The 22304-nt window shown below is 66.1% G+C and carries 18 protein-coding genes; 12 read left to right on the forward strand and 6 right to left on the reverse strand.

The genetic code is table 11. The features are described 5' to 3' along the window. Nucleotides 1-15 precede the first annotated feature (15 nt). The 3 genes from PJ250_RS13940 to PJ250_RS13950 all read left to right on the forward strand — a co-directional run bounded on the left by PJ250_RS13940 (nt 16) and on the right by PJ250_RS13950 (nt 2968). Nucleotides 16-1368 carry a purple acid phosphatase family protein gene (locus PJ250_RS13940; RefSeq protein WP_333909527.1) on the forward strand — a complete coding sequence of 451 codons (1353 nt, stop codon included), beginning with the start codon at nt 16-18 and terminating at the stop codon, nt 1366-1368. 147 nt (nt 1369-1515) lie between these two features. Then, entirely contained in the window at nt 1516-2109 is a 594-nt protein-coding gene (locus tag PJ250_RS13945; protein WP_271648652.1) for an inorganic diphosphatase, read from the forward strand. Nucleotides 2110-2260: 151 nt separating this feature from the next. Further along, a complete protein-coding gene (locus tag PJ250_RS13950) occupies nt 2261-2968 on the forward strand; it encodes a glycosyltransferase family 32 protein (RefSeq protein ID WP_271648653.1) in 708 nt (235 codons plus the stop codon). 60 nt (nt 2969-3028) lie between these two features. On the opposite strand, the gene PJ250_RS13955 is transcribed toward PJ250_RS13950, so the two are convergent. After that, entirely contained in the window at nt 3029-4528 is a 1500-nt protein-coding gene (locus PJ250_RS13955; protein ID WP_271645180.1) for an aminotransferase class III-fold pyridoxal phosphate-dependent enzyme, read from the reverse strand. Nucleotides 4529-4678: 150 nt separating this feature from the next. Here PJ250_RS13955 and PJ250_RS13960 point away from each other — a divergent pair, with 150 nt between their 5' ends. The 4 genes from PJ250_RS13960 to queA all read left to right on the forward strand — a co-directional run bounded on the left by PJ250_RS13960 (nt 4679) and on the right by queA (nt 8539). Then, complete coding sequence (locus tag PJ250_RS13960) at nt 4679-5113, forward strand: Lrp/AsnC family transcriptional regulator (RefSeq protein WP_271645181.1); 435 nt, start codon at nt 4679-4681, stop codon at nt 5111-5113. 175 nt (nt 5114-5288) lie between these two features. Further along, nucleotides 5289-5972, forward strand: coding sequence for a hypothetical protein (locus tag PJ250_RS13965; RefSeq protein WP_271645182.1), 684 nt, complete (start codon nt 5289-5291; stop codon nt 5970-5972). Beyond that, nucleotides 5969-7384 (forward strand): XVIPCD domain-containing protein, encoded by a 1416-nt coding sequence (locus PJ250_RS13970; RefSeq protein WP_271645183.1) that lies wholly within the window; start codon nt 5969-5971, stop codon nt 7382-7384. Before PJ250_RS13965 ends, PJ250_RS13970 begins: the two co-directional genes overlap by 4 nt. A gap of 108 nt (nt 7385-7492) precedes the next feature. Further along, entirely contained in the window at nt 7493-8539 is a 1047-nt protein-coding gene (gene queA / locus PJ250_RS13975; protein ID WP_271645184.1) for a tRNA preQ1(34) S-adenosylmethionine ribosyltransferase-isomerase QueA, read from the forward strand. A 67-nt stretch (nt 8540-8606) separates the two neighbouring features. Here queA and PJ250_RS13980 read toward each other — a convergent pair whose 3' ends face one another. Genes PJ250_RS13980 through PJ250_RS13995 form a run of 4 tightly spaced genes read right to left on the reverse strand, consistent with a single transcriptional unit; the run spans nt 8607 to nt 15481 of the window. After that, nucleotides 8607-12212, reverse strand: coding sequence for a glycosyltransferase (locus tag PJ250_RS13980; protein WP_271645185.1), 3606 nt, complete (start codon nt 12210-12212; stop codon nt 8607-8609). Between the two features lie 30 nt (nt 12213-12242). Further along, the gene (locus tag PJ250_RS13985; RefSeq protein ID WP_271645186.1) at nt 12243-13013 is read right to left on the reverse strand and encodes a class I SAM-dependent methyltransferase; all 771 of its coding nucleotides are present in this window, start codon (nt 13011-13013) and stop codon (nt 12243-12245) included. Between the two features lie 20 nt (nt 13014-13033). Further along, nucleotides 13034-14152, reverse strand: a complete 1119-nt coding sequence (locus PJ250_RS13990) for an ATP-grasp domain-containing protein (protein WP_271645187.1) — start codon at nt 14150-14152, stop codon at nt 13034-13036. Between the two features lie 30 nt (nt 14153-14182). Continuing rightward, nucleotides 14183-15481, reverse strand: coding sequence for a DegT/DnrJ/EryC1/StrS family aminotransferase (locus PJ250_RS13995; RefSeq protein WP_271645188.1), 1299 nt, complete (start codon nt 15479-15481; stop codon nt 14183-14185). Between the two features lie 135 nt (nt 15482-15616). On the opposite strand from PJ250_RS13995, the gene tgt reads away from it, so the two are divergent. The 5 genes from tgt (at nt 15617) to PJ250_RS14020 (ending at nt 21279) form a co-directional block, all read left to right on the forward strand. Beyond that, entirely contained in the window at nt 15617-16759 is a 1143-nt protein-coding gene (gene tgt, locus PJ250_RS14000; protein WP_271645189.1) for a tRNA guanosine(34) transglycosylase Tgt, read from the forward strand. 168 nt (nt 16760-16927) lie between these two features. Continuing rightward, the gene (yajC, locus tag PJ250_RS14005; RefSeq protein WP_271645190.1) at nt 16928-17275 is read left to right on the forward strand and encodes a preprotein translocase subunit YajC; all 348 of its coding nucleotides are present in this window, start codon (nt 16928-16930) and stop codon (nt 17273-17275) included. Between the two features lie 137 nt (nt 17276-17412). Next, nucleotides 17413-19299 carry a protein translocase subunit SecD gene (secD, locus tag PJ250_RS14010; protein ID WP_271645191.1) on the forward strand — a complete coding sequence of 629 codons (1887 nt, stop codon included), beginning with the start codon at nt 17413-17415 and terminating at the stop codon, nt 19297-19299. A 66-nt stretch (nt 19300-19365) separates the two neighbouring features. Next, nucleotides 19366-20352, forward strand: a complete 987-nt coding sequence (gene secF / locus PJ250_RS14015) for a protein translocase subunit SecF (protein WP_271645192.1) — start codon at nt 19366-19368, stop codon at nt 20350-20352. A 132-nt stretch (nt 20353-20484) separates the two neighbouring features. After that, nucleotides 20485-21279, forward strand: a complete 795-nt coding sequence (locus PJ250_RS14020) for a dienelactone hydrolase family protein (protein WP_271645193.1) — start codon at nt 20485-20487, stop codon at nt 21277-21279. Nucleotides 21280-21298: 19 nt separating this feature from the next. Here the strand turns inward: PJ250_RS14020 and PJ250_RS14025 are convergent, their stop codons facing one another. Continuing rightward, nucleotides 21299-22300, reverse strand: a complete 1002-nt coding sequence (locus PJ250_RS14025) for a polyprenyl synthetase family protein (protein WP_271648654.1) — start codon at nt 22298-22300, stop codon at nt 21299-21301. Nucleotides 22301-22304: the final 4 nt, after the last annotated feature.

The raw sequence follows: 22304 nt of genomic DNA on the forward strand, positions 1-22304 counted from the left end.
CGCATTCGCAGCGGCCTGCTGCTTGGGGTGTGCTGCCTCGCCGGGCTGAGCGGCGTCGCGGCGCAGGCGCAGGTCGAGCCCAACACGCAGGTGCCCCCGGGCAGCACGCATTACGCGGCCACCGGATTTCCGGACCGCATCGTCGCCTCGCCGGCGCAGGATGCCGCCACCGGCTTTGCCGTGGCCTGGCGCACCGATGCCAGTGTCTCGCAGCCGGCGCTGGAACTGGTGGTGGCCAGCGATTCGCCGGACCTGGGGCCGCCGCGGGTGTTCAAGGCCGACACGCGGGTCTTGCAGACCGAAAACGGCGTTGCGCATCACCATCGCGTCGACATCGATGGGCTCAAGCCAAACACGCTGTATGCCTATCGCGTGCAGGGCCACGACACCTGGGGCAGCTGGAACCACTTCCGCACTGCGGCGCCCGCAGGGACGCCGCTGACGCTGCTGTATTTCGGCGACACCCAGAACAAGAACCTCAGCCTGGTCTCACGGGTCCTGCGCCAGGCCTGGCGCAGCACGCCCGATGCACGGCTGGCGCTGTTCGCCGGCGACCTGGTCAGTGGCAAGGATGGCGTGGACGACAGCGAGTGGGCCGAGTGGTTCGAGGCCGGGCGCTGGCTGCTGGAAGGCACGGCAGTCGCACCGGCCCCGGGCAACCATGAGTATCACGAAGAATTCGAGGACACTCCGCAGCAGCGGCGCGTGCTCGGCGGCCACTGGCCGGTGACGTTCGCGCTGCCGAGGAATGGCCCGACTGCCACCGCGCAGACCACCTATTGGTTCGACTACCAGGACGTGCGGATCGCGGTGATCGACGGGACCTCGGCGCTGGACCTGGGCACCGGTGCGGCGCAGGCGGCGTGGCTGGACCACGTGCTGACCGGCAACCCACACCCTTGGTCGATCGTCGTGATCCATCAGCCGTTCTATTCCCCGCGCGCGGCACGTGACAATGCGCTGCTGGTGGAGCAGGTGCTGCCGGTGATCCGCAGGCACAGGGTCGACCTGGTGCTGCAGGGCCATGACCATACCTACGGCCGTCGCGGCGATACCGACAACCCGACCACACCGGTGTTCATCGTCTCTGTGGCCGGGCCCAAGCAATACCGGCTGTCGGATGACGCACGCAAGACGATGCAACCGGTGGGCGAGGACACCCAGTTCTACCAGGTCCTGAAGATCGATCCGCAGCATCTGTCCTACGAATCGCGCACCGCCACCGGTCGGCTGTACGACGCGTTCGAGGTGGTGCGCGAAGCTGACGGTGGCAAGCGTCTGATTGAGCGGACCGATGGACGTATCGCCCCGCGCGACTGTGCGCGTGGCGAGTCACCCAAGGGCCGCGAGGATCGCTGCTGGGAATGAGCCAGTTTCGCCGACACGGGCTGACGGTTTTGGAGCGTCATCAGCCCTCCGCACCCAACGCCCCAAGCCTGGATCGGTGATCCGGCGCCTGGCCCCCTTCGTCCCGAGGAACCCACGATGCGCTTCAAACTTTTCTTCTGTGCCGCCATGGTGCTCGTTGCCGTGCCCGCCCTGGCCCAGGGCCCGGAGTTCATGCGCAACCCGCTGCATGTGCCTCAGCCCAAGGCCGCGCCGGCCGAAGCGCGGGTCATGATCGAAATCCCCGCCGGCAGCTTCACCAAGTACGAGACGCGCGAGGATGGGCTGGTCTTCGTCGACCGTTTCCAGTCCATGCCGGTGACCTATCCGGCCAACTACGGCTCCATGCCCAGCACGCTGGCCGGCGACGGCGATCCGTTGGATGCGCTGGTCTTGACGCGTGAGCCACTGCATCCGGGTGTGCTGATCGACTTCCGCCCGATCGGCGTGCTGCGCATGATCGACAAGGGCGAGCACGACGAGAAGATCATCGGCGTGCCCACCGACAAGGTCGACCCCACCTACGCGGACATCCAGGACCTGAAGGACCTGCCGGAGATCGAACGCCAGCGCATCGAGGCCTTCTTCCGCGTCTACAAGGACCTGCCGGCCGGGCGCAATACCGTGCAGCTCAATGGCTGGGGCGATGCGGCCGAGGCGCGCGCACTGATCGCCGAGGCGGTGAAACGCGGGCAAGGACGCGCGGCACGGGCCGGGGAATGACAGTGGGTAAAAACTTGTTGAAGTCGAGATATTTTTTGTGATCTAGTTGTCTTATGGGCTGGATACGGAGATGCTGGCCCTTCTGGCACCGCCTGATCACGCCGCACTCGGCGTTGACGTTCTCCCCGCCAAGCGACATGGGAGCGTCCTTGTGATCCCTCAGATTTTCCATTTGACCGCACCGACCCTGGAGCTGAGCTGGGAGGAACGCCAGATGCGTCGCCGCATGGAGCGCACGCTGGTGGGCTGGCAAGGGCATCTGTGGGATGACGCCGCCAACGATGCACTGATCCGAGAGCACTTTCCGCAGTTCCATGAACAGTACGCGAGGATTGCCTTCGGTGTCATGCAGGCCGATATCGCGCGTTGTGCGTACATGCACGCCTTCGGCGGCTTCTATTTCGACACGGACTACAAGCTGCTCAAGCCGATGGACGCGCACCTGATGTCCAAGGTGTGCGTCCTGCCGCTTGAAGAGGGCGCTGAAGGGACACAGGATTTCAAGATTGGCAACGCGGTGCTCGGCTCACAGGCAGGCCACCCATTCTGGTCGGCGTTCATCGCGCACATCTTCCAGGCACATGCGCCTGAAGTGCTTGAAGATCATCGCCGGATTCCCTTGATCTCTGGCCCGCGAGGCATGACCTTGTTCTATCTTGCCAATCGAGATCGCTTTGGCGATGTCTATTTCCCACCGCGCAACGCCTTCCACCCGGACCGCACCTGGTTTGGACTCGGCCAGCGCGCAGGCGAAGCCGCGTTTGGCTCCCATCTGTGCTGGGCTTCCTGGCGTGGCAAGAGCCCGCGGCGTGCGGTGACCAACTACCTGCGTCGCAAACTCACCGCCGCGCCGATTTGAGCGAGGAGGCACGAAAAAAGCCCGCTAACCGCGGGCTTTTTTCGTGTGGGGCCGCCGGCCTCAGGCGGCCTTGGCCTCGCGCAGGCGCGGCCCTTCGCGCAGGGCGCGGCCGACCAGGCCGACCAGCAGGTCCAGTTCGTCCTCGGCGATGGTGAACGGTGGCGTGAACCGCAGCGAGTTGGCGCCGCCGTGGATCACGTTGAGCCCGTGCATGCGCAGCCATTCCTCGGTGGAGCCCGCGCCGTAGCACTTGAAATGCGGGGCCAGCTCGCAGGAGAACAGCAGCCCGGTGCCCTGCACATTGGTGATCAGCCCGCCGAGCTCGGCCTTGAGCCGCTCCAGCTTGGCCACGGCCTGTGCACCGCGGGTGCGGATGTTGTCCCGCACGGCCGGGGTGAGCAGGCTCAGGGTGGCGCAGGCGGTGTCCAGGGCGCGCGGGTTGGAGGTCATGGTGTTGCCGTAGACGCCCTTGCGGTACAGCGCGGCGGTGGCCTCGGTCACCGCCAGCACCGACAGCGGATACTGGGCGGCGTTGAGCGCCTTGGAGTAGGTCTCCAGGTCCGGCGCCTCCAGACCCTCGAAGCCCGGGTAGTCCACGACCGACAGCACGCCGTGGGCGCGCAGGCCGGCCTGGATCGAATCCACCAGCAGCAGGCTGCCATGGGCGCGCGTCAGTTCGCGCGCGGCGGCGTAGAAGGCCGGCGGCAGCGCCCTACCCGGATCGCCTTCGCCCATCACCGGCTCCAGGAACACGGCCTCGACGAACCAGCCATTGGCATCGGCATCGGCGAAGACCTGGCGCAACGCGGCTTCGTCATAGGGCGCCACGGCAATGACCGAGTCCTCGCCGCGATAGCTGGCCAGGTGCTGCTGGTAGGTCTTGCGGGTGGAATCCGAGTACAGCCCCGGCTTGTCGGTGCGGCCATGGAAGCTGCCCTTGACCACCACGCGCTTGAGGGTACGGCCCGCGTGGCGCGCGCCCGGATCGGTCATCAGCTTGGCGTTGATGTCGGCGATGCGCGCGGCCAGGCCAACCGACTCAGAGCCCGAATTCAGGCACAGGAATTTCGCATACGGGCAGCCATCCGGGCGGGTGTGGCCGATCTCGGCACGCATCGCACGCTCGAAGCGCAGCTGCGACAGGCTGGGCGTCATGATGTTGGCCATGGCCTGGGGACGGGCCATCGCGTCCAGCACAGCCTCGGGCGTATGGCCGAAGCCGATCATTCCGTAGCCACCGGCATCGAAGAGCACCGCACCCTTGAGGGTGACCACCCAGGGCCCACGCGCGGCGAGGGCCACGTACGGGTTGACCGCATCGTCCGCATAGAAATTGACGTAGCCGGCCTGCAGGCGCGCGACCTGCTCGACCTCGTCCAGATCCAAGAGGTCATCAAACTCGGCGGCCAGGGCCTCGAACTGGGCGGCGGCGGCGCCGATGGCCTGGCCGAGTTCGGGATGCGAGCCGGCGAGGCGCTCCAGGGTCGCGTCATCCAGGCCGGTGGTCTGGCGGGCGCCGGCGCGGGCGCGCAGCGGGGCGAGGGAAGCGATCACGGACATGGAACCTCCTGGCGGCAAGGGTGGAAAGTGTGGCGGCAGGCCTGACGGCGCCGACTTGCTTCCATTATTGGGACATCCTGCGGTGGATTGGCAGGTATGATCCGGGCACTTCATCGGCTTTTTTCGTCGAATCGACGAGTGGTTCTGTACATGGCGACGATTTCCACTTCCGACCAGGCCTTGATCGCCATCCTGCGCGAGGACGCCCGTGCGCCCGTGTCTGAGATTGCGCGCCGCCTGGGCGTGTCGCGCACGACCGCGCAGAGCCGGTTGCAGAAACTGGAGCGGCAAGGGGTGATCGCCGGCTACGGTGTGCGCCTGCGCGACGACGTGGAACATGGCCATATCCGCGCCCACATCCTGGTGACGGTGCGGCCCAAGCAGATGGTGGCGGTGACCAATGCCCTGCGCGCGATGGCCCAGGTACGCGCCCTGCATTCGGTCAGCGGTCCGCACGATCTGATCGCCATCGGCATGGCGCCGACCGTGGGCGAAATGGATGAACTGACCGACCGGATCGGGGCTATCGATGGGGTGGAGCGCACGACCTCCTCGATCATCCTGTCGACCAAGTTCGAACGCTGAGCGGATGCGGGCAGGGCGCGCATCACCTTCATCGCGTCGCGCTCCCTCAGGCAGGCGGCTCGACCGCATCGCGTTCCTTCATCGCGCTGTTTCTGCACTGCATTCCAATTTGACAGGCTCCCTTGCGGTGACGACCATTCCCGCAAGGCTTGCCGATTCCCCGTGGAAGGATCCCATGACGCGCCCCCAGCTCCGTCTGTTTGCCGCCCCCGCGCTGTTGTTCGCCCTGGCCGCCTGTTCTCCTTCGGATTCAAGGACCGATATGAATGCTGTGACCTCATCGACTGCCGATCACGGCGGCACCGCCGCGTCCGCGCGCAACCCCGCGCCAAAGGATGCCTACCGCGTCACCATGACCATCAAGGAAGCGCCCGGGCCGTTTGGCTGGATGAAGGCCTTGGCGCAGTACGACGTGGTCAACAAGGAGTGCCTGAGCCCGCCGAAGGACAATCCCGGCGGCCGCAGCGCGCCGGTGCCCACTGACGACGTGGAAGTCCCGCTGCGGAAGATCTCCGACACCGAGTACGAGGCCGTCGTCTACGCCGACCAGATGCTCGACCAGGACTACACCGGACGCGGCGTCTGCCACTGGAAGCTGATCCAGCTTAGGGTGCACATGAAGGCGACGGGCGCCGATGGCGAGACGCTCTTCATTCCCAGCATCCAGGATCAGAAGTTGATCCCTGCCGAGCAGGAAACGGTCTACTTCAACAAGATCTCTTATCCACGGCTGGTGTCGTCGGCATTGGACGAGCCGCTGGATACGGGCGAGTCGGATCGATCGAGATTCGGTGCTTCAATCCGTGACGATGATCTTTTCACCGTGACATTTGTTCCGCACAAGGATGGCGTGCCATGACGATGGGAACCCAGCAGTACGCGTATTTGGCCGACCACAGCTACGGGCGCGACGAACACGGCAGGCCCGTGGACCTGCAGTCGATGGTGGGTAAGGTCACCGAAATCGGTGGCCTCGAGTACAAGGTGCTGGCCTATGCGGACAAGCCTTCCGGGTATCAGGGCGCGGTCTACCAGCGGATGGACACCGGCGAGATCGTCGTTGCCCATCGCGGCACCGAGTTCGACCGGCAGAAGCTTGAGGATCTGGTCAAGACCGATGGCGGCATGGTGGTCGGGCGCAACAACCAGCAGGCTGACGATGCGATCGCGCTGACGAGCCAGGCGATCGAACTGGCGAAGGACTATGGCAAGACCAAAGGCGTCGCGCCTCCCGAGGTGACGGTGACCGGTCACTCCTTGGGCGGCACGTTGGCCGAGATCACCGGCCACTACTTCGGGTTGAAAGGCGAAACGTTCAACGCGTTCGGCGCGGCCAGCCTGAACATGCAGAATCCGGCGACCGGCGAGACTTACCGCATCCCAGAAGGCGGCAACGGGATGGTCAACCACGTGATGGCGGCCGACTTGGTGAGCTCGGCCTCGCCGCACTACGGCCGGGTCGAGGTCTACACCAACCAGCGCGAGATCGACACGCTGGAAAAGTACGGTTATGAGAACAACCGGAGCATGTTCGACCTGCGGAACGATATCTTCGGTGCGGTTGCCGCGATGCGCGGCGGTTCCCATGACATGCACAATTTCCTGCCGTGGAACGGTGACCACCAGCCGGACACCTCGATCCTTGCCGATCCGTCGGCCCGAGGGATGGCGCAGCAGTACGACCCCATGATCGACAAGTTCCGCTCGGACATCAGCGGCGAGCGCCTGGCCGCCACGCTGCTGACGCGCAGCGGCAAAGGCCTGCTCGAGGACGCGTGGCAGCTGACGCGTGATCCCTTGCCCGCGGGCGAGCCCGCCAGGCGGGCCGAGCAGCAAGATCGCCGCGGCGCCTCGCTCGCTCCGGGCGCGTTGCCGCTGCCGGACATGCGCGACCCCGCGCATCCGGCCAACGGCCGCTACCAGCAGGCCTACGCTGGGGTCTCGCAGATCGATCAGGGCATGGGCCGCGCACCCGATGGCAGCAGCGAGCGCCTGGCCGCGGCGCTGACCGCTGCCAGTCCGCATCTGTCCGCGATCGATCGTGTGGGCTTGAGTCCGGACGGCAGCCGCGCCTTTGCGGTGGAGGCGTCCAACGGCCCGGTCGAGGCGCGCCAGCGGGCGCAGGTGGACGTGGCCAGCGCCGTGCAACGCCCGGTTGAGGCCAGCACCGCGCAATGGCAAGTCGCCACCGATCAGCTCGCCCAGTCGCACGCGCGCCAGCAGGCGCAGGAACGCGCCAATCCGGTGGTCCAGGGCCCGGTGATGGGCTGAGTGAGCCGGCGCAGGCGCCCCCTTTCGCAGGGGCGGGCCTGCGCCACGGCGGGACCGGTCGCGCCGGCCCGTTAGAATACGCAGCCGACCCGACACCGACTGCCCGCGTTGAAGAAGTCCGATTTCCACTATGACCTGCCGCCCGAGCTGATCGCCCAGGCACCGCTGCCCGAGCGTTCCGCCAGCCGTCTGTTGATCGTCCCGCCGGGCGATGCGCCGATGGCCGACCTGCATGTGCGCGACCTGGTCGCCCAGCTCGATGCTGGCGACCTGCTGGTGTTCAACGACACCCGGGTGATTCCGGCGCGGCTGTTCGGGGTGAAGGAAACCGGCGGGCGCGTGGAAATCCTCATCGAGCGCCTGTTGCCGGACAATCGCGCCCACGCACAGATCGGGGCGAGCAAGTCGCCCAAGCCGGGCGGCCGCATTGCGCTGGATGCCGGCGGCAGCTGCGAGGTGCTGGGGCGCGAAGGCGAGTTCTACGAATTGCGCTTCGACGTGGGCGAGGCCCTGGACAGCTGGCTGATCAAGGCCGGGCAGATGCCGCTGCCGCCTTACATCACCCGCGCGCCGGGGCAGGACGACCAGGAGCGCTACCAGACCGTGTTCGCCCGCGAATTGGGCGCGGTGGCTGCACCGACCGCCGGCCTGCACTTCGACCAGCCGCTGCTGGAGGCGCTGAAGGATAAGGGTGTGCAGTTTGGTCACATCACCCTGCATGTGGGCGCCGGCACCTTCCAGGCCATGCGCGTGGACGATGTGCGCGAGCACCGCATGCACAGCGAATGGCTCAATGTGGGGGCCGAACTGATCCAGCAGATCCGCCGCACCCGCGCCGCCGGGGGGCGCGTGGTCGCCGTGGGGACCACGGTCGTGCGCGCGCTGGAGAGTGCCATGCGCGATGGCGAGCTGCAGCCGTTTGCCGGCGAGACGCGCATCTTCATCTTCCCCGGCTACCGCATCCGCAGCGTCGACGCGCTGGTGACCAACTTCCACCTGCCCGAAAGCACCCTGCTGATGCTGGTATCGGCCTTCTCGGGCAAGGAGCGCATCCTGCAGGCCTACCGGCACGCGGTGGAGCAGCGTTACCGGTTCTTCTCCTATGGCGATGCGATGCTGCTGTTCCCGAGGGGCTGGACCGCGCCAGGCGCCTGAGCCCCAGCGCGCCCGAGGGTTTGGCGGCGCGCGGCCTCGCTTGGCGAGCGCCGCGCGCAGGTCCCGATCAGTCCGGCAACCACTGGGAAACCCAGAAACGGGCATGTCGCTCGTCCAGCATCCAGTCCTGGTGCACGGCCGCCCGCAAGGCATCGCCCGCTTTTGCCGCAGCTGCCCGGTCACTGACGTGCATCTGGATCGCATCCACCCAGTCGCGGAATCTGGGCTTGACCCGGGTGACCGGCAGGTTGCCCTGGTAGGGCGCGATGTCGCTGCACACCACCGGAAAGCCACAGGCGCCGTACTCCAGCAGGCGCAGGTTGCTCTTGCAGCGATTGAACAGATTGTCTTCCAACGGGGCCAGGGCCAGGTCCAGGTCCAGGCTGGCGAGCTTGGCGGGATAATCGGCGATGGACACCGGCGGATGGTATTCGCGCACATAAGACCGCAGGCTTTCCGGGCACATGCCGAAGAACACCCAGTCGACCTCGTCGGCCAGGGCGCGGACCACATCGGCGATGAGTTCCAGGTCGCCGCGATGCCCGGCACCGCCGCCCCAGCCCACGCGCGGCTTGCCGCCTTCGCGACGGCCTGAGCGCACGTCCTGCCACCAGGGCAGGGGCAGGTGGTTCTCGACCACGCGGATATCACCGTGCAGCCCGTCCAGCGCTTCGGCCAGTTCCGGCGTGGAGACCACGAAGCGATCCACCAACTTCAGCGCCTCGCGCATGGTGCGCAGGACGTCCTTGGGCAGCTGTCCATGGTGGGCGCTCTTGCGCGGCAGCAGGGGGAGATAGTCGTCCAGTTCGGCCACGCGGAACGCGCGGCTGAAGCGCGCCAGGCGCTTCTGCTGCGCCATCTTGTCCTCGAACATCTGACGCTGCAGCACGATGACGTCCGGCTGGCGACGCTCCAGCTCGATGGGCGAATAGTAGCGCCCGCTCCACTCGGCATCGGCCACGCCGAAAGTGTTCATGGCATTCACCGGCTGGATGATCCGGTACTGGCCACAACCATCCTGATCCGCCGCCAGCGCGACGGCGACCGGAAGCGGGCGCCAGGACTCCAGCGGATGCCAGTTGTGCTGCGGGTTGACGTCCACCGCAAATCCGCGGCCCTGCAGGGTCAAGTTGCGGTTATAGGCCGGATCGCGCGCGATCCACGGCAGCCAGCGGTCGTACATGACGTCCTGTTCTTCGCGGAACCGCTGCAACTTGGCCTGCTGGGTTGCCTGGTCGACCTGCTTCTGGCTGACGCTGCCCTCGTGCAGGACCAGCGCATGCGGCGTCCACACCACCAGATAGCCGGCATTGCGGACCTTCAGGCACAGGTCCACGTCGTTGTAGGAGACCTTGAAGGCCTCTTCATCGAGCCCGCCGACCTCCGCATACAGCGACTTGCGCACCATCAGGCACGCGCCGGTGACGGCCGTGTAGTCCTGGTCGACCTGCAGCCGGTACATGTAGCCGGGGGCGTCGAGCTTCTCATCGATGAAGGGATGTTCGGCCGGGCCTCGCAGCCCCAGGATCACGCCGGCGTGCTGGATGGTGCCATTGGGGTAGAGCAGTTTGGCGCCGACGATGCCCACCTCCGGCCGCTGCGCATGATTGAGCAGCGCATCCAGCCAGTCCTCGCGCAGGATGGCCGTGTCGTTGTTGAGCAGGACCAAGTACTCGCCACGCGCCTGGCTTGCGGCGAAGTTGTTGATGGCCGAGTAGTTGAAGGGATGCGGATAGCGCAGCACGCGCAGCTGCGGGCTTTGCAGCGATGCGATGCCATCGAGCCAGGCGACTGCATCCGCCTCGTCGCTGCCGTTGTCCACGATCAGCACTTCGTAATTCTTGTAGGCGGTCTTCTCCAGCAGCGTCTCCACGCAGCGCTGGAGCATGCCAAGCTGGTTCTTCGTGGGAATGATGATGGAGACACCAGGCGTGGCCTGGTGCCCGTAGTGGATGCGATAGCAACCCGGAAGATGCGTGTCGACCGAAGCGTGTTCGTAGCCGCGGTTGCGCAGATGCCGACCGATGGTGTCCACTACCAATGGGCTGGATCTGATCTCCTGTGGCGGCACCACCAGCAGGGGCTCGGGCACATGGGTAAGACCCTCAAGGCCACCGATGTCGATCAGGCGCAGCAGCAGGTCAAGCTCTGCCGCATCCGCGGCGTCTGCATCAAAGCCGCCGAGCTCAAGAAAGATATCGCGCCTGAACAGCCAGTGCGTCGCCATGCCGGAGGGCATGGACAGCAAAAGGTCCAGATTGAAGTCGGGCCGGAACACCGCAGACAGGTCGCCGTCTTCGCCGAGCATCATTTCGTCGGCGTAGATCGCCCGGAGGTCGTCGTTGCCGATCAGGTGCTGCGCCACCATCTGCAGGCCTGCGGTGGTGAAGGTCTCGCCCGCCTGGACCAGCATGAACCAATCCGACGTGTCGCCGGCGATGATCCGGTTGACCAGGGAGGATTCGCTTTCTTGTCCCGACTTTTCCGCAAGATGCAGCTGCGTCAGCGTTGTGCCGGGAGGCGGCAATGCGCCGTCAAGGACGAAGATCCTACGTGGCAAGAATCCAGCACTGAGGTTCTCAAGACTTCTCAGCGTACGTGCCAAGGACGGGCCGTCCTGGCCTCCGCAAATAACGATCGACACGGTCGCCGCCCCGAGCTGGTCCTGCCGCAAGGCGATCTGCCGCGCTTGCGATGCAGTGGGCCTTCGCAAAGACAACCACTGCTCGAGCCGGTCGAATGGCAGACGCCCAGCGATCATACGTTTGATGCGCTGTCCCAGATCAATGGTCTCAACCTGCGTGGGTGCGTCGAGGCGAGCGACTCGGACAAGATGATTGTCTTGGTCTCGATACCAGCCGAGCGCACGGATCATGTGCTTGAAGTACAAGTACCAATCGTTGCCGATGTCGGGATTGAGATGGCTGGCATGACTCGTCTGTTCGCGCGAGACGCGGAAACTCGACAGCGGCTTGACCAGGTAAGCCAAAGAACCCTTCCGCAACAGGTTGACGTTCATCGTCAGGTCGCCGAGCCATTTGACCTTGTTGCCGCCCAGCGAGAACTGCTTGCCGGCCAGCGGCAGGATATGCGCGCGCCGCACCATCACCGCGCTGGGCTCGCCAATGAAATTGAGCGTGTGATCACCCAGGAGCGACACCAGGTCGCCACCTTCCACCAGGACGTCGAATTGGAACGGCGAGAGGGTCGCACCGCTGTCGCGTATCGGGTCTCCGGCCTCGTCTATCCTGTTCCGGCGTGAGGTTGCCAGGGCGACATCGGGGTGCGCGTCCAGCACCTCGGCGAGACTCTTCAAGCATCCGGGAAGCAGTACATCATCGTCGTAGAGGAATTTGATGTAGTGCCCGCTGGCCCGTCGGATGCATTCGCCGACGTTGCCTTCTTCGCCCAGCGAAGCCGCATTGCGGTAGTAACGCAGCGGCACGGACGGGTGCCGTTCCTGGTGCTCAGCGACGATCGCCGCGACCTCCTCGCCAGGGCTGTCATCGCACACCAGGATTTCGAACTGATCGAATTCCTGCTTCAACGCGCTTTCGAGTGCCGCGCCCAGGTACTTGGCCTTGTAGGCGGGAATGGCGACGGTGACCCGCATGCTCTGGGAAGCAGGCGCGTCGGGAGCGGTGGATTGGGGGGATGCAGGGTGCAGAGTCACGAAAAACTCCAGAGGCGACGGTGCGAAGGATCAAGCCAGGACGAAAAGGGGGCGGTTGAGGAACTCGCCAAGCGCATCCTTGCGATGCGCGTTGGCCGGGCAAAGGTCGCGGTAGACGATGTCGTCTGGCTCCTGTGCCTGCTCTGCCACCCCCACATGCCGGACCTTCCACACGCCACGCACGCCGTCAGTGATGAAGGCCACCATCTCCTCAATCGTGCCGTGCTCGAACAGACCGGCGTGGCGGTCGCCCTTCCAGTTGAAACCAAGCTGGAACACCAGCGTGTTGCAACGCTCACGCATGCCGATGAGGCTGTGGATGATCTGCGCGCGCGCGCCCTGGACCGACAGGTCGGGGTCGCCGTAATCGTCGCCGACGTGATGAAGCACATTGAGGAGCAGGGCGATGTCGTGGTGTCCGCGGTCCTGCGTGAAGTCGAAGTAGCGGCCGTTCACTGTCAGGCGCGCCTCCAGCCCGAGCGCCGCACGCGCGGCCTCCAGGAATTGGACGTGGTCCTTGCTGCCCTCATAGCCGGTTGCGTGGCGGGCGCCAGCCTGCAGCATCTCCATCAGGAAGAAGCCGCTGTTGCACCCGATGTCCAGCACGCTGCGGTCCTTGACCTCGATCCGTTGCAGGACATAGTCCAGCCGCGCGCGCTCGTACCGGCGCAACGTGGGCAGGGACGTGTTGGCCAGATAAGGCAGCAGCGGCGCTGGAATTTCCTGGTAGCAGGCATGCTTGCTCCCGCTTCGCGTTTTCTCGAAGGCATCGAGTAGCGTGGCTTGCATCGCGTCGGGCATGGCAGAGTCCGATGAAAGGGTCATGAAAGAGAGTGCGCGTTGGCCAAGCGCAGCTTGATGGCGGTCCGCGCCTCGTTGAGGAACAATCGGAACGTGTCGCGCCGGAGATAGAGCTCCTGCGCGAGCAGTCCTAGACGTCGTGGCCAGGAAAGCGCGCGTGCGGCCGGATACACCCGCACCCGGCGGCGGCGTCCCCAGTCCATGAGCCAGCCTCCCATCCACAGATAGCCCGCGCCCTGTCGCCCTGGCGGCAGGGGCGCGCAGGTGCCCGCAAAGGCTTCGGGCTTGAAACCGGCCCGTTCCGCCAGGCTCCATGGTCCCCAGAAGCGAGGGTTGACCTCGATCAGGTAGTGACGACCGTCGATCTCCATCGTTTCGATCATGGCGTAACCCCGATAGTTCACGCTGCGGAATAACGCCGTGAGCTTTTCGCGGGTTTCCAGGTCCGGGCATGTGCACAGCTCTGCGGCGATGATCGACTTGCCGTTGGCCTGCTGCAGCAGGTTGCGTTGGTAGGCAAACGTGGCCGTGCCGTCCGCTGCAAAATGTGCCAGGTAGTAATAGCTGGCGCCTTCGAGATAGGTCTGGAAGAAGTAGAGCGCGGGATCGGCGTTGCGTTGGAAGGCCTGGAGCGCCGCCGTGTCGAAGATCAGTTCCGGATAGAGCTTGCGCCCATCCGGCGCGAACTCGGTCTTGGGCTTGGCCACCAGTGGAAGCGTCTGCGGGGTCGGGGCTTCCAAGGAAGGGGGGGCGGGAAGACCGAAGCCTTCCGCCAGCGCCAACAGGCGTGCCTTGTCCGAAACTGCCACGTACAGATCCGCATCGACCAGACGCACGCGAAGACCTGCCTGCTCGAAGCGGTCACGGTGCTCCAGGACCAGGCGATTGATGGATTCGGCTGTCGGCAGGAAGGTCAGTGACTGTCCGGGATGGCGCGCGACGAGTTGAGCGACGCATGCCAGCATGTCGTCCAGGTCCAGTGCGTCGGAACCGCGCGTGGTCGCGATCCACGTCCGATATTTGGTCAGGCGCATCGGGTCCTCGCCGGGACGAGCCACGATCGCGCACGGCACGCGGCGCGCCGCGAAGGACCGGCAGATCGCGATGAGCGCGCGCTCGTTGGCGCCCGAGAAGACCACGTAGCGGGTGGCGACAGCGTCTTGCACCCCTCACCGCCCTACGGTTGTGTGCCTGCCGGCGTGGGCGACGATGCTGACGATCCGCTCGATGGTGGCGTCTTCCAGCGCCGGGTAGATGGGAAGGCAGAGGATTTCGCGCGCTGCAGCGGTCGCCACCGGCAGGTTCTCCGGCTGGGTGCCGGGCAGGCCGCGATACATCGGGAACTGGGAGATCAGTGGATGGAAGTAGCGCCGCGCATAGATCTGGTGCTCCCGCAGCACCGCATACAGGTCGTCGCGCTCGATCGGATAGCCGGGTCCCACCAGGACCGGGAAGTAGGCGAAGTTCGAACCGTACTGCCGCCGCGGGGGCAGGGTGATCCCTGGCACGTCCTGCAGCAGTCGGCGATACAAGGTGTCGATCTGCTCGCGCCGGGCCAGCGCCTTGTCGATGTGCTGCAACTGCAGCAGCCCGAAGGCGGCGTTGATCTCGCTCATCTTGCCGTTGATGCCGGGCGCGACCACGGTGGTCTCGTCGACGAACCCGAAGTTCTTCAGGTGGTCGATACGGCGCTTGGTGCGCGCATCCGGACTGATGATCGCGCCGCCTTCGAAGGTGTTGAAGACCTTGGTGGCGTGGAAGCTGAGCACCGACAGGTCGCCATGCCGCACGATGCCGCCACCGTCGTCTTTGACGCCGAAGGCATGGGCGGCGTCATAGATGACCTTCAGGCCGTAGTTGTCAGCGATCGATTCGATGGCGTCCACCGCGCAGCGCCGCCCATAGCAGTGGACCGGCAAAATCGCGGTGGTCTGCGGGGTGATGGCGGCCTCGATCTTGGCCGGGTCCAGGTTCAGCGTCTCCGGCTCGATGTCGACGAAGACCGGCTTGATGCCATTCCACAGCAGGGCATGGGAGGTCGCCACGAAGCTGTAGGGCGTGGTGATCACTTCGCCGGTGATGCGCAGGGCCTGCAGGGCCGTCACCAGGGCCAGGGTGCCGTTGGCGAAGAGCGAAATGTGCTCGACGCCAAGGTATTGGCAGAGTTGCCATTCCAGTTCCTGGTGGCAGGGACCGTTGTTGGTCAGCACCTTGCGCTCCCAGATGTCCTGGAGATAGGGCAGAAACTCCTCCAGCGGAGGCAGGTAAGGCTGGGTGACGTAGACCGGATCGGTAGAGGCGTCCCGGGCTTGAGCGTCGGTCCAGGGCGTCGTCGCCGGTTGGAGGGGTCGGGCTGAGTTCATCGCGTACTGACCGCCGCTGCTGCTTGTAAAGGGGAATGTCGCCTTTGCACCGGGCGGATGCAGGACGGCAACGCTTTGATTCTGCTGGCCAAACGTCGCGGTCATGGCAGATGCAAGCGCCGTGCCGAGCGCGCGACGGCATTTTGGCGGTGGTGTTGCGTGGCGGGCGGAAGCATCTACGGGCTGGGCCTGGAAGCGCCGATTCAGGACAATGGCCCGCTATTTCCGATCCCGCCGTCCATGTCCCGACTCCAGTTCCAGCTCAAAACCACCGATGGTGACGCCCGCCGAGGCCAGTTGACCTTCCCCCGCGGCACCGTCCAGACCCCGGCCTTCATGCCGGTGGGGACCTATGGGTCGGTCAAGGGCATCCTGCCCGAGCACATCGCCGAGCTGGGTGCGGAGATCATCCTGGGCAATACCTTCCACCTGTACTTGCGCCCAGGCCTGGAGGTCATCGGCCAGCACAGCGGCCTGCACGGCTTCGCCCGCTGGGACAAGCCGATCCTGACCGACTCGGGCGGCTTCCAGGTGTTCTCGCTGGCCCATCGCCGCAAGATCACCGAGGCCGGCGTGACCTTCGCCTCGCCGACCGATGGCGCCAAGGTGTTCCTGGGCCCGGAGGAGAGCATGAAGATCCAGCACGTGCTCGACTCGGACATCGTGATGATCTTCGACGAGTGCCCGCCGGTGACCGTGGATGGCAAGCCGGTGGACAAGCGCGTGGTCCACAAGTCCATGGAGCTGAGCCTGCGCTGGGCGCAGCGCTCGCGCGATGCGCACAATGCGCTGGGCAATGACGCGGCGCTGTTCGGCATCGTTCAGGGCGGGGTGCACACCGACCTGCGCGCGCAATCGGCGCAGGGTCTGCAAGACATCGGCTTCGACGGTTATGCCATCGGCGGGCTGGCGGTGGGCGAGACCGAAGCCGAGCGCAACGCCATGCTCGAGCACCTGCACCCGCAGCTGCCCACCGACAAACCGCGCTATCTGATGGGCGTGGGCCGGCCGGAAGACCTGGTCGAGGGCGTCGCGCGTGGGGTGGACATGTTCGATTGCGTCATGCCGACCCGCAACGCGCGCAACGGTCATTACTTCACCGGCTTCGGCACCGTGCGCATCCGCAACAGCAAGTACGAGCGCGACCTGGAGGTGATCGAGCCGGGCTGTGGCTGCTACGCCTGCCGCAACGGCTTCACCCGCAGCTACCTGCGCCACCTGGACCGCTGCAACGAGATGCTTGGGCCCATGCTCGGCACCCTGCACAACCTCTGGTACTACCAGGCGCTGATGGCGCAGATGCGCGTGGCGATCGAGCAGGGGCGGTTCCAGGCGTTCCGGGCGGATTTCTACGCCGCGCGCGGCGCAACGCCGCCGGACTAGCGGGCCGGCAGAGGGCAGGGAGCGGAACCTTTTCCGCGCAATGTGGTCGGAATCGGCCAGGAAGGGGGAAGTTGACGGTTTCGACCCGATGCGCGGCCCCAGTCACGCCCGCCGTGGCCCCATGGCATAATCCGCGGCTGCTTTCGGCCCAACAATGGACCCAGATACATGAATCTGCTCGATTTGATCATTCCCGCCGCGCACGCCCAGGCGGCCGGCGCGCCCGCCCCGCAGGGCGGTGGCCTGTCCATGCTGATCTTCCCGGTCGTCCTGATCGCGGTGATGTACTTCGTGATGATCCGCCCGCAGATGAAGCGCCAGAAGGAGCACAAGGCCCTGCTGGACAAGCTCTCGCGTGGCGATGAGGTCATCACCTCCGGCGGCATCGCCGGGTTCGTGGCCGAGATCGGCGACAACTTCGTCACCGTCGAGGTGGCCGATGGGGTCAAGGTCCGCGTGCAGAAGGGCGCGGTCGGCAACGTCCTGCCCAAGGGCACGCTGAAGTCCGCCGTCTGACGGATCGTGCCAATCGACGGACCGCCCTGGCGGTCCGTCTTTTTGTTTCATCCCTGGCCCGGCGACTGCAATGCCGCAGACGTCCGGTCCCATCACGTAGTGCGCGCCTGGGGATGCAGGTGCGCGGGTGCTAAGCAATGCTTGAGTTTCCTCGCTGGAAATATGTCCTGATCCTGGTCGTGCTGGCGGTCAGTGCGCTGTACGCGCTGCCCAACATCTACCCGCAGGATCCGTCCGTGCAGATCACCGCCAGCCATGGCGCGACCATCGACGATGCCTTGAAGGCCAAGGTCGAGGCCGCGCTGAAGGGTGCCCAGGTCACTCCCAAGCAGCTGGAGACCCGTGATGGAGACCTGCTGGTGCGCCTGTCCAGCGCCGAGGCGCAGACCAAGGCCAACGACGCACTGCGGGAATCGCTGGGCCAGGACTACACCGTGGCCCTGAACCTGGCCTCCACCGTGCCGGACTGGCTGTCCAACTTGGGCGCCAAGCCCATGGTGCGCGGCCTGGACCTGCAGGGCGGCGTCCACTTCACCCTGCAGGTGGACCAGAAGGCCGCGCTGGACAAGCGCCTGGACGCTTTCGCCGAGGATGCGCGGGTTACCTTGCGTGACGCCAAGATCCATTACGAGTCGGTGCAGCGTCAGCCCGACAACAGCATTGTGGTCACCCTGGCGGGCGACCAGAACGCCGATGCGGCCCGCACCAAACTCGCGCAGGCCCTGACCCTGTCCACCGGCAGCGCCAGTGGCACGCTGGTTGGCACCTCGCCGCTCAACTTTGACGTGGACGGCAACCGGGTGACCATCCGCGTGCCCGAGAGCGAACTGGCGCAGATCTCAGGCGCGGCCATCCAGCAGAACATCACCACCTTGCGCAACCGCGTCAACGAGCTGGGCGTGTCCGAGCCGATCATCCAGCAGCAGGGCGACGACCGCATCGTGGTCCAGCTGCCGGGCGTGCAGGACACCGCCGAGGCCAAGCGCCTGATCGGCGCCACGGCGACCATCGAATTCCGCGCGGTCGTCGACGGCGATGCGTTCGAAGCCCAGCGCACCGGCAACGTGCCGCCGGAAGCCAAGCTCTACACCCAGCGCGACACCGGTGCGCCGGTGCTGCTGAACAAGCGCGTGCTGGCTTCAGGCGACCAGATGGTGGGGGCCACGGTCAACGTGGACCAGAACGGCCTGCCGGCGGTGGACATCACCCTGAACAACGTCGCCGGCCAGCGCATGTTCGACTTCACCAGTCAGAACGTCGGCAAGCGCATGGCGGTGGTCTACATCGAGCGCGTGCCGCAAGTGACCATGGTCGATGGCAAGGAAGTGCGCAGCGTCAAGGTGAGCGAGGAGGCGCTGGCGCCCTCGACCATCCAGGGCGTGTTCGGCAAGAACTTCCAGACCACCGGCCTGACCAAGGACGAGGCCGACAACCTGGCCAAGCTGCTGCGCGCCGGTTCGCTGGCCGCGCCGATGGATTTCGCCGAGGAGCGCGTGGTTGGCCCCAGCCTGGGTGCGGAGAACGTGCAGCGCGGCGTGACCGCGGTGGTCTACGCCTTCCTGTTCACCCTGGTGTTCTTCGGCATCTACTACCGCATGTTCGGCGCGATCACCTCGGTGGCGCTGCTGTTCAACCTGGTGATCGTGGTGGCGGTGATGTCCTTGTTCGGCGCGACCATGACCCTGCCGGGCTTCGCCGGCCTGGCGCTGTCCATCGGTCTATCCGTGGATGCCAACGTCCTGATCAACGAGCGTATCCGCGAAGAACTGCGGGCTGGCGTGCCGGCACGGTCGGCCATCGCGGCCGGCTACGAGCGCGCCGGCGGCACCATCCTGGACGCCAACCTCACCGGCATCATCGCCGGCGTGGCGCTGTATGCCTTCGGCACCGGGTCCCTGCGCGGCTTCGCGGTGACGATGATCATCGGCATCCTGGCCTCGATGTTCACCGCCATCACCGTCTCGCGCGCGCTGGCGGTGCTGATCTACGGCGGCCGCGCCAAGCTCAAGGCCCCGGCCATCTAAGCGGTACGCGAATCCTTCGCAGGAGTCCGCGCGGCGCGCGGGCTGTTCAATGAAGAGCAAGACACCATGGCACTTTTCCCGCTGCACCTGATTCCCAACGACACCAACATCAACTTCATGCGGCTGCGCCGGGTGACGGTGACGATCACCCTGGCGTTGCTGGTCGCCTCCATCACGCTAATGGCCACCAAGGGCTTCAACTATGCGCTGGACTTCACCGGCGGTACCGTGGTCGAAGTCCGCCTGGACAAGCCGGCCGACGTGGAAAGTGTGCGCCAGCGCCTGCAGGCCGCCGGTTACGAAGGCGCCCAGGTGCAGAGCTTCGGCAGTGGCAGCGATCTGCTGGTGCGCCTGCAGCCGCGTGACGAGGACGCCGCCAATGCGGCCGGTGCCTCCACCGGCGAGGCCAACACCCGCACCGCGCGCGAAGTGATCGCCGCGATCTCCTCCTCGGACAACCAGGCCACGCTGCTGCGCAACGAGTTCGTCGGTCCGCAGGTGGGCAAGGACCTGACCAAGAACGGCATCTATGCGGCGGTGTTCGTGCTGGTGGGTTTCCTGATCTACATCGGCTTTCGCTTCGAGTGGAAGTTCGCGGTGGTGGCCACCGTCACCACGTTGTTCGACGTGCTGGTGACCGCGGCGTACTTCTCGCTGAGCGGGCGCGAGTTCGACCTGACCGTACTGGCCGGCCTGCTGTCGGTGATGGGCTTTTCGATCAACGACACCATCGTGGTGTTCGATCGCGTGCGTGAGAACTTCCGCGCGCTGCGTCTGCCGCCGCTGGAGGTCATGAACCGCTCGATCAACCAGACCCTCTCGCGCACCATCATCACCTCGCTGGTGTTCTTCCTGTCGGTGCTGGCGCTGTACCTGTACGGCGGCGGTTCGCTGCAGGGCCTGGCCCTGACCCAGATGATCGGCGCGGTGCTGGGCACCCTGTCCTCGATCTTCCTTGCCTGCCCGCTGCTGACCCTGGGCTTCTTGGCGGTGAGCAAGCAGGACCTGCTGCCCAAGGCCAAGGACGTGGAAGCACTGGCGCGCCGCCCATAAGCGCCGGAGCCGTCGCTTCCCAAGAAAAGGCCGCGCCACGTGCGCGGCCTTTTCCATTGCACCTACCTTCGCGCCGTGACACGCGCGGCGCGCCTACACTCGGCCTTCTTCGGCGGATGGCGAGGTGTGGGCATGCGCGTCTTTTCCAGGGTGGTATGGGCCGGCATCCTGCTGGCTTGTGCGCTGCCAGCGCTGGCGCGCGAGGTGGTGAAGCCGGTGCAGTGGAAGGTCGGCAATCAGGGGTTTTCCGGCTATCTGGTCTATGACGATGCGGGGCCGGCGCAGCGCCCGGGCCTGGTGATGGTCCCGGACTGGATGGGCGTGACCGATGGTGCGGTGAAGATCGCCGGTCAGGTGGCAGGCAAGGACTATGTGGTGCTGCTGGCCGACGTGTATGGCACGGGGGTGCGGCCGGCCAACACGCAGGAGGCCGGCAAGCTGGCCGGAGGCCTGAAGGCCGACCGACCCGCGCTGCGCGCCCGGGTGCGAGAAGCCGTTTCGGTGCTGAAGGCGCAGGCCGGCAGCGCGCCACTGGACGTGTCCCGGATCGGCGCCTTCGGCTTCTGCTTCGGCGGCACCACCGTGCTGGAACTGGTGCGTGGCGGCGATCGGTTGGCCGGCGTGGTCACCCTGCACGGTGGACTGGAGCCGGGCAGCACGCCCGCCGCGCCCGGCTCGGCGCGTACGCCGCTGCTGGTCCTCAACGGCGCCGACGATCCAACCATGCCGCCCCAGGTCATCAGCGATTTCCGCAAGGAAATGGACGCGGCCGGCGCGGACTGGCAGTTCGTGGATTTCAGCGGCGCAGTGCACTGCTTCGCCATTCCCGGCGCGGATGCGCCAGGCTGCAAGTACGATCCGCGTGCGGCGCGACGTGCCTACCGGATGATGGGCGACTTCTTCGACGAGGTCTTCCACCAGCACTAGACCGGTGGCGGCGCCAGCCTCAGTGCTGGCGTTCGACCGCGTAGCGGGCCAGGCCGCGCAGCGCGGCGACGGCGTCATTGTCCGCCAGCCCGTCCAGCGCCTCTTCGGCGGCCTGCGCGTACTCGGCCGCGCGGCGCTGGCTGTAGGCGATGCCGCCGGTGGCCTGGATGGAGGCCAGGACCTCGGGCATGGCCGTGGTGTCGCCATCGGCCACGATCTGGCGCAGCCGCGCCTGTGTGGCCGCCTCGGAGTGGGCGATGGCGTGAATCAGGGGCAGGGTGGCCTTGCCTTCCGCCAGGTCATCGCCCAGGTTCTTGCCCAGCGCCTCGGCATTGGCGGTGTAATCCAGCACATCGTCGGCGATCTGGAAGGCATATCCCAACTGCATGCCGTAGTCGTACAGGCGCTGCTGGGTGGCCTCGTCCGCGCCGGAGGCCAGTGCCCCGAGCCGGGTGCCGGCGGCGAACAGCACCGCGGTCTTGCGCTCGATCACGCGCAGGTAGGCGGCCTCGTCGGTGTCCGGGTTGTGCACGTGCAGCAGCTGCAGCACCTCGCCTTCGGCGATGCGGTTGGTGGTGTCGGCCAGGATCCGCATGACCGCCATGCGGTCCAGCTCGACCATCAGCTGGAAGCTGCGCGAATACAGGAAATCGCCGACCAGCACGCTGGGCGCGTTGCCCCACAGTGCATTGGCCGTGCTGCGGCCGCGACGCAGGTCCGATTCGTCCACCACATCGTCGTGGAGCAGGGTCGAGGTGTGGATGAACTCGACGATCGCGGCCAGCTGGTGATGCTCGGCAGTGGCCTCGGCCCCGCAGGCGCGGCCGGCCAGGGCGACCAGCATCGGCCGCAGGCGCTTGCCCCCCGCGGAGATGATGTGGTCGGCGATCTGGTTGATCAGGACCACATCCGAGGCCAGGCGACGGCGGATCAGGTCATCGATGGCGGCCATGTCCGGGGCGGCCAGGGATTGGATCTGGGGGAGTCCCAGCGCGGAGCGGGGGAGCGGGACGGCGGACATGCGG

Source organism: Pseudoxanthomonas sp. JBR18 (assembly GCF_028198165.1).
In the GTDB taxonomy this organism is placed as follows: Bacteria; Pseudomonadota; Gammaproteobacteria; order Xanthomonadales; family Xanthomonadaceae; genus Pseudoxanthomonas_A.

What these genes read in the sequence shown, in the direction of transcription:
- PJ250_RS13960 (WP_271645181.1), top strand. Translation starts at nt 4,679, where the DNA reads ATGGCGACGATTTCCACTTCCGACCAGGCCTTGATCGCCATCCTGCGC.
- PJ250_RS13995 (WP_271645188.1), bottom strand. Translation starts at nt 15,481, where the DNA reads ATGACCGCGACGTTTGGCCAGCAGAATCAAAGCGTTGCCGTCCTGCAT.
- PJ250_RS13955 (WP_271645180.1), bottom strand. Translation starts at nt 4,528, where the DNA reads ATGTCCGTGATCGCTTCCCTCGCCCCGCTGCGCGCCCGCGCCGGCGCC.
- secD (WP_271645191.1), top strand. Translation starts at nt 17,413, where the DNA reads ATGCTTGAGTTTCCTCGCTGGAAATATGTCCTGATCCTGGTCGTGCTG.
- PJ250_RS13965 (WP_271645182.1), top strand. Translation starts at nt 5,289, where the DNA reads ATGACGCGCCCCCAGCTCCGTCTGTTTGCCGCCCCCGCGCTGTTGTTC.
- yajC (WP_271645190.1), top strand. Translation starts at nt 16,928, where the DNA reads ATGAATCTGCTCGATTTGATCATTCCCGCCGCGCACGCCCAGGCGGCC.
- PJ250_RS13985 (WP_271645186.1), bottom strand. Translation starts at nt 13,013, where the DNA reads ATGCCCGACGCGATGCAAGCCACGCTACTCGATGCCTTCGAGAAAACG.
- tgt (WP_271645189.1), top strand. Translation starts at nt 15,617, where the DNA reads ATGTCCCGACTCCAGTTCCAGCTCAAAACCACCGATGGTGACGCCCGC.
- PJ250_RS14025 (WP_271648654.1), bottom strand. Translation starts at nt 22,300, where the DNA reads ATGTCCGCCGTCCCGCTCCCCCGCTCCGCGCTGGGACTCCCCCAGATC.
- PJ250_RS14020 (WP_271645193.1), top strand. Translation starts at nt 20,485, where the DNA reads ATGCGCGTCTTTTCCAGGGTGGTATGGGCCGGCATCCTGCTGGCTTGT.
- PJ250_RS13970 (WP_271645183.1), top strand. Translation starts at nt 5,969, where the DNA reads ATGACGATGGGAACCCAGCAGTACGCGTATTTGGCCGACCACAGCTAC.
- PJ250_RS13945 (WP_271648652.1), top strand. Translation starts at nt 1,516, where the DNA reads ATGGTGCTCGTTGCCGTGCCCGCCCTGGCCCAGGGCCCGGAGTTCATG.
- secF (WP_271645192.1), top strand. Translation starts at nt 19,366, where the DNA reads ATGGCACTTTTCCCGCTGCACCTGATTCCCAACGACACCAACATCAAC.